Genomic DNA, 10467 nt, shown 5'->3' on the forward strand with positions numbered 1-10467 from the left:
GTTTTTTAAGATTTCACAAGAAATCTTTTAATTTTTAATCAATCGCAAGAACGAATTCAGCGGATACAAATTTTATTGACTTTAATGTTCCTAAAGTTGGATTAAGAGCACTTTCAACATCATAACTAGCAATATAAAAGGAGTTTGCTTCAATTTTATCGTAAGGATCGTCGTTGGGTACTTTTCTGATGGGAGTTAAAATAAGTCCATCAGCATCATATGTTATTTTATAATTTCCTCTTACTGCAACATTATTAGGATTATTAAACTTTATTTGATAGCGAAACCTAGATGTATTATTACCAGTATCAGGAGTATATTCAAATAATATAACTTCATAAGTAATATTTTTTAATGTCTCTTTTTCAAGTTTGTCATCACTACTACATCCTAAAAAAATAAGAAATAAAGGGATTAAAAAAGCTAATTTAATTTTCATAGTTTTAAATTTAAATTGTCACAAAAGTTAATTAATTATAGTTTTCATTATTCACAGACGAAAATATGTTTTGGGCATTTCCTAAAATCTTAATAAATCCTTTTGCATCATCAGATGTCCAAGCATTATTCATTTCACCGTATTGACCGAAATTAGTATTCATTAAATCATTTTCGGATTCAATTCCATCTAATGAAAAGTGGTACGGTTTCAAGGAAACAGTTACCGTTCCATTTACTGTTTTCTGAGTGTCTTCAAGGAAAGTTTCAATATTTCTCATTACAGGATCCAAAAACTGGCCTTCATGAAATAACATTCCGTACCAGTTTCCTAATTGTTCTTTCCAATATTGTTGCCATTTTCCGAGAGTGTGTTTCTCCAATAAATGGTGTGCTTTGATAATAATTAAAGGAGCAGCAGCTTCAAAACCAACTCTTCCTTTTATTCCGATAATAGTATCACCTACGTGAATGTCTCTACCAATTGCATAAGCATTTGCTAGTTTTTCTAGAGCTACAATATTATTAGAAGGTTTGTCTTTTTTACCATTTATAGCAACTAATTCTCCTTTTAGGAATTCTAAAGTTACTTTTTCTTCTCCTTCTTTTTGTAATTGCGACGGATAAGCTTCGCTCGGTAATGGTTTTGACGAAGTTAACGTTTCTTTTCCGCCAACACTAGTTCCCCAAAGCCCTTTATTAATTGAATATTGTGCTTTTTCCCAAGAATAATGAACCCCATTTTTTGCTAAATAGTCAACTTCTTCTTGTCTCGATAATTTTAAATCTCTAATAGGAGTGATGATTTCAATTTCGGGAGCAATGGTTTGAAAAATTAAATCAAAACGGATTTGATCGTTTCCCGCCCCAGTACTTCCGTGAGCTATAGCGCTTGCACCAACAGATTTAGCATATTTAATGGCTTCAATAGCTTGAAAAACGCGTTCTGCACTTACCGATAATGGATAAGTGTTGTTTTTTAATACGTTTCCATAAATCAAATACTTAATGGCCTTGTCATAGTATTTATCAACAATAGTCAAGTTAACGTGTTGTGCACTTCCTAAATCGTAAGCTCTTTCTTCGATTGCGGCCAGTTCCTCCTCATCAAATCCTCCTGTATTTATAAGTACAGTATGAACTTCGTATCCTTTTTCATTTTTTAGATATTTTAAACAATAGGAGGTATCTAATCCTCCGCTATAGGCTAATACAACTTTTTTCATGATTTCATTTTTTTTCTCTCTAATACATTTGATTTAAAATCGGTGTTCGTTTGTCTAAAGAGTATTATTTTTTATTTAAATTTTTGAATTTTTTTGTTTTTTAGAGGGAATTAATCCTCTAAGAACAAGGCTTGCTTTATTTTTTTTAAACGATTCCATATCCGGACATTAAACGGATGTTTTGGTGGGTTTTTAGGTTTTTCTTTTGGGTCGTAAAGCATTCCAGTACACAAACACATTTTGTTGTCTTTACTTTTTAAAATTTCATAATTGGTGCAAGTTTGGCATCCTTTCCAAAAACTTGGATCAGTAGTTAATTCAGAGAATGGTACCGGTTTATAACCCAATTCCGAATTGATTTTCATGACTGCTAAACCTGTTGTGATACCAAAAACCTTGGCTTCGGGATATTTTTTCAAGGAGTAATCAAATACAAATGATTTAATTTTTTTTGCCAAGCCTAAGTTTCTAAAATCAGGATGAACAATTAATCCTGAATGTGCTACAAATTTTCCGTGTTCCCAACTTTCGATATAGCAAAAACCAGCAAATTCGCCATCAACTAATGCAATGACCGCATCGCTGCTTTCCATCTTTTTCTGGATGTATTCTGGCGTTCTTTTAGCAATTCCAGTACCTCTCAGTAAGGCAGATAATTCAATAGTATCGCATATTTCTTGCGAATATTTATAGTGATTTTCATCAGTTACAAGGATAGAAATGTTCATTTCAAGAGTTGAATTTGTAGTTAAAAAATATACTAGGATTTGTTTTTTGAAATAAACTTTCACAAGAATTTAGTGCTATAAAGAAAATATTGATCAGAGAGCAATACATTAAATTACAGCATAAAGCCAATAAATTACAAGTAGTTATCAGAGCTAATACTCCAATACAAAATAAGGTTGATTTCAAAACGAAAAAATGAAAAATGAATAAAAATATTACAGATTACTGCTGGAAACTATAGTTATAGTGTCCGTACTTCGGGTGAAGCCGTAGGTCTGTTTGTCCGTGAGATAGGAGTTATATTTATATTGTTGTTATTCATCGCGGCAAAAGTACATAATTTTTTGAAATACGAGTCTACAATTATCTTTTGTAACAAAAAAATAAGATATTGTTACTTTTTATTTCAAAAAAAAAATCCTTGACATTTTATTGTCAAGGAGTTAGCTTTAATTTGAATATATATATTTATTGATTTCTAAACCTATTTTGAGTTACAATGCCTTTAATTTTAGCTTTCAAATCTTCGCCTGTATCATAAATCATTTGCTCGCTGCTAGGAAAAGACACTTGTTTTTTATCAAAATAAGAGTAATAATTATCATCAGATGCTCGTCGATCTCCTTTGTAAGTAGCGTAAATATTTTCGAAAACATATTCACTTGTTATCGGAAACGTTTTCAATAATTGGTTGCTTTTAAGGTTTATATAATCAATTTTAGCTGTAATTTGGCAGGATTTAAATTGTCTGTATTCATAAATACTTGCCGTTACAGTTCGCAGATTATCAACCATAACTACTTTTCCTTTATCATCTACTACTTCTTTTCCGTTGGCATCAATTAGTTTTTTTAGACCGTCTTTGATGATGCGCTCTTTTGTAAATTCCTTCTCTTTAATTTGCTCTGGTGAAATATAAATTTCTCTAAAATTAATAAGTAAACCATAATCATAATTAATTCCTTTTTGCTTTGTACTATGATAAACGGTCCATTTGTCATTTAACCCTAACGTGCTAAAATCTAATAAATCATTTTGAAGACGATTAGGAATAACCATATTTGTCTCGTTTTTAGTGTAAACAGATATATAATCAGAACCCTTAAACAAAGCTTCGTCTAGCAATTGCAATACATTTTTATAATTTGGATTTATTTTGTTTAAATAATCCAAGTCATCATACGCTTTTCTAAAATTCATTTTATCAGTAGTAGTCATTAGCTTTTTTGCATTGTTATACAAGTAAACAGACAAAGCATTTTTACTATCAATAATTTGATTATTATAATTTTCAAAAGGAAAAATGGCATTTCGACCTTCTCTCAATAATTTCAAAGGGAGTACTGGTTTTATTTTTTCCTGACGTTGGTTAAGTTGCAAATAAGTAGTATAAATCCTTTCTAATTGTGCAGGATTAGCCTCTTTTACGAGTAAGTTTACCGTGTTTAAATCGCGCTCTTTTGCTTTTGCAAATGCCTCTTCCAATAAATAAACATAATCTTGTTTCCCTTTTTTATCTTTATTAGTTCTCAAACTAGATACCGCATTATCAATGGCTTCATCATAATTTCCAGAACCTAATAAATTTTGAGTTTGCTTTACTCCACATCCTGTAGCAAGGATAATTAAGGAAAGTAGGAGCGTAATTTTTTTCATAAATAATACATTTTAGTAAGTCTCGATAATAAGGACCTCTTTTTGAGTATCCAAAAATAGGAAAATTATTAGAGTTTTTATTTTATTGCTTTATTTAAAGCTGACTTATTTATTTCTTTAAAAGCATATTCCAGCTCTCCATTACAATTTTATTGGTATCAGTTAGTTTTATTAGTCCTAAAAGGAGCTTCTTTTAGTCGCTCTTTTAGGCCTATAAAACGAACCTTCTCCTGCATAAAGATTTTCATTACTATCTGGGCTAAAACAGGAATACAATACCCGTTTTTAATTTAAAGTACCGCACTAAATTAACTTATTAGTATGAAATAGTGTTATCAAAATAATTTTATAGCAATAAATCTAAAATTGATTTTTAGCACAAAAAAAACTCCAAAAGCAAAAGCTAATGGAGTTTTTTTAGGAAGGCTATAATTTATTTTCTTACGAAAGGTGGTAATAATTTACTAGAAACTTCACCGAATCCGATTCTAACGTTTTCGTTTTGAGAATATCCTTTCATAATAACTGTATCGTTATCATTAATGAATTTGCGCTCTGTTCCATCATTTAATTTAATTGGATTTTTTCCGCCCCAAGTGAGTTCCAACATCGAACCATAACTATCAGGAGTCGGTCCAGATATAGTTCCGGAACCCATCATATCACCAGAGTTTACACGACAACCGTTAGAGGTATGGTGTGCTAATTGCTGACTCATAGTCCAATACATATATTTAAAATTAGAACGCGAAATAACAGTTGGTTCTGATTTCTCAGGCTGAATCGCTACTTCTAAATGAATGTCAAAAGAATGTTTTCCTTTTTGTTGCAAATAGGGAAGTGGTGTTGGTTCTTGCTTAGGACCTTTGGTTTTAAAAGGTTCTAAAGCATCCATAGTTACAATCCAAGGGGAAATTGAGGAGGCGAAATTTTTAGCTAAAAATGGACCTAATGGTACATATTCCCATTTCTGAATATCGCGGGCGCTCCAGTCATTTAGCAAAACCATTCCAAAAATATATTCTTCGGCTTCAGTTACCAAGATATTTTCGCCCATTATATTTACATCTGTAGTGATAAAGGCCGTTTCCAACTCAAAATCAACCAAACGAGAGGGTCCAAAAACCGGAGTCGTTTCACCATTTGGTAAAGTTTGTCCCATTGGTCTGTGTACCGGAATACCTGAAGGAACAATTGTAGAACTTCTACCATGATATCCTACAGGAATGTGAAGCCAGTTAGGCAAAAGTGCATTTTCTGGGTCACGAAACATTTTCCCCACGTTAGTAGCATGCTCTTTACTAGAGTAAAAGTCAGTGTAATCACCAATAAGTACAGGCAATTGCATCTCTACATCTTCCATATTGAAAATGATGATTTCTCTATCTTTTGCGTTGTCTTGCAACTTTGGATTCTCAATGTCAAAAATCTCTGCAATTCGGTTACGAACCAAACGCCATGTTTTTTGACCATCAGAAATAAAATCATTCAAAGTATCTTGCATGAACATATCATCAGTAAGTTCGATACCTTCAAAATAGTTTAATTGTTGTAAGGCTCCTAAATCAATAGCGAAATCTCCAATTCGTGTTCCTACGGTTACTACATTTTCTTTTGTAAGAAAAACACCGAAAGGTATATTTTGAATAGGGAAATCACTCTCTGGACGAACTTCAATCCATGATTTTCTATTTATATCGTTGGCTATTATTGGCATATTCTGTTAATTATTTTGTTGAAAATTACTCATCAAATATATTATAATCTAACTATTAACCAAACGTTTTTTTGTATTTTTGCATCAAATTAACGAAAATCAAAAAAATGCAACGCGACGAACAAATTTTTGACCTTATTCTTGAAGAACAAGAAAGACAAATTCACGGATTAGAACTAATCGCTTCGGAGAACTTTGTAAGTGACGAAGTAATGGAAGCAGCTGGTTCTGTATTAACTAACAAATATGCCGAAGGATATCCCGGAAAAAGGTATTATGGAGGTTGTGAAGTAGTTGATGTAGTAGAACAAATTGCAATTGATAGAGCCAAAGAATTATTTGGAGCTGCTTATGCAAATGTACAACCACACTCGGGATCTCAAGCCAATACAGCAGTTTACCATGCTTGTATTAAACCAGGAGACAAAATCTTAGGTTTTGACTTATCTCATGGTGGTCACTTAACTCACGGTTCTCCAGTAAATTTTTCTGGACGTTTATACACGCCTTCTTTTTATGGTGTAGATAAAGAAACGGGATTATTAAACTACGATAAAATTCAAGAAATAGCGACTAGAGAACAACCAAAATTAATCATCGCAGGAGCTTCGGCTTACTCACGCGATATGGATTTTGAGCGTTTTAGAGTAATCGCTGATAGTGTAGGTGCTATTTTATTAGCTGATATTTCTCATCCTGCAGGACTTATTGCCAAAGGTTTGATGAACGATCCTTTGCCTCATTGTCATATTGTAACAACAACAACACACAAAACCTTACGTGGACCTCGTGGTGGTTTGATCTTAATGGGGCAAGATTTTCCAAACCCATTTGGTTTAACAACTCCAAAAGGAGAAATAAGAATGATGTCTTCATTATTGGATCTTGCTGTTTTCCCAGGAAATCAAGGTGGACCATTAATGCACATCATTGCTGCAAAAGCAGTTGCTTTTGGTGAAGCATTAAAAGATGAGTTTTTTACCTATGCTTTACAATTACAAAAAAATGCAAATGCTATGGCAGACGCTTTTGTAAAAAGAGGATACGAAATTATTTCTGGAGGAACGGACAATCACATGATGTTGATTGATTTAAGAAACAAAAATATTTCTGGAAAAGAAGCTGAAAATGCATTGGTAAAAGCAGAAATCACAGTAAATAAAAATATGGTTCCATTTGATGACAAATCTCCATTTGTAACTTCAGGAATTCGTGTTGGTACTGCAGCAATTACTACTCGTGGTCTTGTAGAAGCAGATATGGAAACTATTGTTGACTTAATCGACAGAGTTTTAGTAGACCCTACCAATGAAGATGTTATCGAAGCAGTTGCTAATGAAGTAAACGAAATGATGAGCGAAAGAGCTATTTTTGTATATTAACAAATAGTTCAAAATTTTTAAAGTCGAAAGTCAATAACCTGAAAAAGACATTAATCTGTTCTTTTTTGAGTTTGATTTTCGACTTTATTACTTTATAAATTTAAGATTAAAACTATGTCTGTACTAAGATTAAAATTGCCAACGGATCCTAGATGGGTAAATATAGTAGAAAAAAATATTGAAGAAATATTGACCGATCACGCTTGGTGCGAGCAAAAAGCCGCTACTAATGCGATTACAATTATTACGAATAATTCAGAACATCAGGATTTAGTTCAGGATCTTTTGGCTTTAGCCAAAGAAGAAATTGACCATTTTGAACAAGTTCATAATATTATTATCAAACGTGGACTTAAATTAGGTCGTGAACGCAAAGACGATTATGTAAACGAATTGTATTTGTACATGAAAAAGAATGGTAATGGGAGCCGCGTTTCTAGTTTAGTAGAACGATTACTGTTCTCCGCTATGATTGAAGCTAGAAGTTGTGAGCGCTTTAAAGTACTTTCTGAAAACATACAAGACGAAGAATTGTCTGTTTTTTATAGGGATTTAATGGAAAGTGAAGCAGGACATTACACTACTTTTATTACCTATGCAAGAAAATACGGAACCGGAATTGACGTAGAAAAAAGATGGCGTGAGTGGATTGAATTTGAAGCTTCGGTGATTGCAAATTATGGTAAAAGCGAAACCATTCATGGATAATATTTTACAGTTCAATAATTATAATTGTTATAATTATTGAACTGTAATATCATGTTTATAAAGCAATCCTTTGACTCCTTCTAAAGAAAACAGAGCTTTCTTAATTTTTGTTTTGGTAGGATCAATCGTGTAGTTGTAACTCGTTTGAAAATTGGCTTTGTTAGCGATTGCTTTTGAAAATTCTGAGCGGTACAAATCACAACTATCAAAAACAACTTCAGTTAAATCCGTATTCATAAAATCTACAGCGACTAGACTGCAATTTGTAAAGGAAGTTCTTTTTATTTTTAAAGTATAAAATTTAGAAAAATCCAGAATACAGTTATTAAAGGCGATTTCGAAAATTAGTTTATCGCACATTGCAAAATTCACCTCTTTAATTTCGCAATTATTAAAAACTACGGTTCTAAAGGCTACATAATTAATTTTGGCTTCGCTAAAAATACAATTATTAAAAGTACAATCTATAAAAGTTACCGCGACAAAGATACATTGTGAGAAATTACAATTTGTAAAAGTACAGCATTCAAATTCTTTAAAATTAACTTGCTCTTCAGAATAAGTAATTTCGTTGTATTCAATATCTAAAAAATATTCTGGCATTTTGTATTTTTCAATTCCTAGCAAAGAAACAAATTCTAAATTGCTGTTCAAATTAAACAGTGGTAATCTTCTGTAATATTATACTCTTTCGTAATCGCCTTTCCAATTCTTAATTGATTTTTTGATGGTATCTCCGGATAAATTTTCGGTGACTGCTCTTTGAGTTAGTGCTGCAAGCTCTTCATCTGGTGCAAAACGCAAGCCAAATAATTGTGAATCATCTAATTGATCTTCAAAAGCCTCAAATCTATTTCCAGTTGTGGCAAGATATCGGTATCTCAATTCGAGACGTACGATTCGGTTTTGTAGTGTTAAGGCATAATGTTGTCTCAGCATGAAAGCCAGACAAAATAGCACTATGAAAATAGCACTGATAAACGACCATAATAATACATCAGGAGTTGTGAATGCAAAGTAAATGCTAAAGGCAAGAAAAGCCATTATAATAGGATAATAAACAAAATGATGCGGTGGATAAAAGCGAATGTGATTTTTATAAGACTGGTTTTTCATAGTTTTTTATTTTTTTAAAGATACTTAAAAACAATTAAATGCAAATTAGCCAATCTATATTAGTTTTAATAAAGCTGAAGAATTGCATTTCGTTTTTTCTAATCATAATTATTTATTCATTTCTAAAAAAGTAACTGAAATTAAATTATGTAAATATTATGAATTGCTATTCTGTATAAAACTAATAATTCCATAATTTTAGTAAAAATTAAAAATTATGATACCAACGAAAGGATATGCAGTTCAGGATGCAAAAACAGATTTAGCCCCTTGGAATTTTGAAAGAAGAGAAGTAGGACCTCACGATGTACAATTTGACATACAGTTTTGTGGTGTTTGCCATAGTGATTTACACCAAATAAAGGACGATTGGGGTGGCGCTATTTACCCTATGGTTCCCGGTCATGAGATTGTAGGTAAAGTAGTGAAAGTAGGAACTCATGTCAAAAAGTTTAAAGTTGGTGATCTTGCCGGAACGGGCTGTCTGGTAGATTCTTGTAGAACCTGTGATAATTGTAAAGAAGGCTTAGAGCAGTTTTGTTCTAATGGAAGCACAGGAACTTATAATGCTTTAGGTCAAGATGGTAAAACGCCTACTTATGGTGGTTATTCTAATACAATTGTAGTGCATGAAGATTTTGTACTTCATGTATCCGACAAATTAAATTTTGCGGCAGTAGCACCATTGCTTTGTGCAGGAATAACAACTTATTCGCCATTAAGACACTGGAAAGTGGGTAAAGGGCATAAACTAGCTGTTTTAGGATTAGGTGGTTTAGGACATATGGCCGTAAAATTTGGAGTTTCATTTGGAGCGGAAGTTACGGTTTTAAGTACTTCTCCTGAAAAAGAAGCTGACGCTAAAAAATTAGGAGCTCATAAATTTATAGTAACTAAAGACGAAGAGCACTTAAAAAGTGTAACTGGTTATTTTGATTTTATTTTAGATACTGTTTCTGCACCACATGATTTGAATTTATACCTTTCTTTGTTGGGTGTTAATGGAGTTCATATTTGTGTAGGAGCGCCTCCAACACCCTACCAAATCCACGCTTTTAGCCTTATTGGAGGTAGAAAAAGTTTAGCAGGCTCATTAATTGGTGGATTACCAGAGACACAAGAAATGCTGGATTACTGTGCAGAACATAATATCGTTTCTGATATTGAAATGATAGATATCAAAAATGTTCACGAAGCGTATGATCGAATGATGAAAGGAGATGTAAGATATCGTTTTGTAATTGACATGGCAAGTTTGTAGCAAAATCAAATTCGTAGAACATAAACATAAAAAACGCTGCAGATTACTGCAGCGTTTTGCTTTTTATTATAGATTGATTTTAAATATTTTTTTTGCTTTAATTCCAGACTCATTTTGCATTTTGACAATAGCTCGATTTGCTGATTTCGTTATGAAAATAATTTGATTATCAGGATAATTTAGTTATTTGTATATTAAGTTGATCATTGATTCTTGTTGTAAACAAAAAAATCG

The 10467-nt window shown here is 32.3% G+C and carries 10 protein-coding genes; 3 read left to right on the forward strand and 7 right to left on the reverse strand.

Annotated features, from left to right (window positions below; translation table 11 throughout):
* Positions 1–34: 34 nt before the first annotated feature.
* The 5 genes from H2650_RS09085 to fahA form a co-directional block, all read right to left on the reverse strand.
* Positions 35–439, reverse strand: a complete 405-nt coding sequence (locus tag H2650_RS09085) for a hypothetical protein (RefSeq protein ID WP_188050489.1) — start codon at positions 437–439, stop codon at positions 35–37.
* A gap of 31 nt (positions 440–470) precedes the next feature.
* Positions 471–1664 (reverse strand): argininosuccinate synthase, encoded by a 1194-nt coding sequence (locus H2650_RS09090; RefSeq protein ID WP_188050490.1) that lies wholly within the window; start codon positions 1662–1664, stop codon positions 471–473.
* 110 nt (positions 1665–1774) lie between these two features.
* Positions 1775–2392: a GNAT family N-acetyltransferase gene (locus tag H2650_RS09095; protein ID WP_188050491.1), complete on the reverse strand. Its 618-nt coding sequence runs from the start codon at positions 2390–2392 to the stop codon at positions 1775–1777.
* A 469-nt stretch (positions 2393–2861) separates the two neighbouring features.
* A complete protein-coding gene (locus tag H2650_RS09100; RefSeq protein WP_188050492.1) occupies positions 2862–4049 on the reverse strand; it encodes a hypothetical protein in 1188 nt (395 codons plus the stop codon).
* A gap of 433 nt (positions 4050–4482) precedes the next feature.
* Positions 4483–5766 (reverse strand): fumarylacetoacetase, encoded by a 1284-nt coding sequence (gene fahA, locus H2650_RS09105; RefSeq protein ID WP_188050493.1) that lies wholly within the window; start codon positions 5764–5766, stop codon positions 4483–4485.
* 107 nt (positions 5767–5873) lie between these two features.
* Here fahA and glyA point away from each other — a divergent pair, with 107 nt between their 5' ends.
* Positions 5874–7148 carry a serine hydroxymethyltransferase gene (gene glyA / locus H2650_RS09110; protein ID WP_188050494.1) on the forward strand — a complete coding sequence of 425 codons (1275 nt, stop codon included), beginning with the start codon at positions 5874–5876 and terminating at the stop codon, positions 7146–7148.
* 114 nt (positions 7149–7262) lie between these two features.
* A complete protein-coding gene (locus tag H2650_RS09115; RefSeq protein WP_188050495.1) occupies positions 7263–7856 on the forward strand; it encodes a tRNA-(ms[2]io[6]A)-hydroxylase in 594 nt (197 codons plus the stop codon).
* A gap of 33 nt (positions 7857–7889) precedes the next feature.
* On the opposite strand, the gene H2650_RS09120 is transcribed toward H2650_RS09115, so the two are convergent.
* Entirely contained in the window at positions 7890–8459 is a 570-nt protein-coding gene (locus H2650_RS09120) for a pentapeptide repeat-containing protein (RefSeq protein ID WP_188050496.1), read from the reverse strand.
* A 78-nt stretch (positions 8460–8537) separates the two neighbouring features.
* Positions 8538–8972, reverse strand: coding sequence for a DUF6526 family protein (locus H2650_RS09125; RefSeq protein WP_188050497.1), 435 nt, complete (start codon positions 8970–8972; stop codon positions 8538–8540).
* Between the two features lie 217 nt (positions 8973–9189).
* Between H2650_RS09125 and H2650_RS09130 the strand changes: the two genes are divergently transcribed.
* Positions 9190–10233: an NAD(P)-dependent alcohol dehydrogenase gene (locus H2650_RS09130; RefSeq protein WP_188050498.1), complete on the forward strand. Its 1044-nt coding sequence runs from the start codon at positions 9190–9192 to the stop codon at positions 10231–10233.
* Positions 10234–10467: the final 234 nt, after the last annotated feature.

The sequence above is a fragment of the Flavobacterium sp. GP15 genome (assembly GCF_014281985.1).
Taxonomy (GTDB): domain Bacteria; phylum Bacteroidota; class Bacteroidia; order Flavobacteriales; family Flavobacteriaceae; genus Flavobacterium; species Flavobacterium pygoscelis.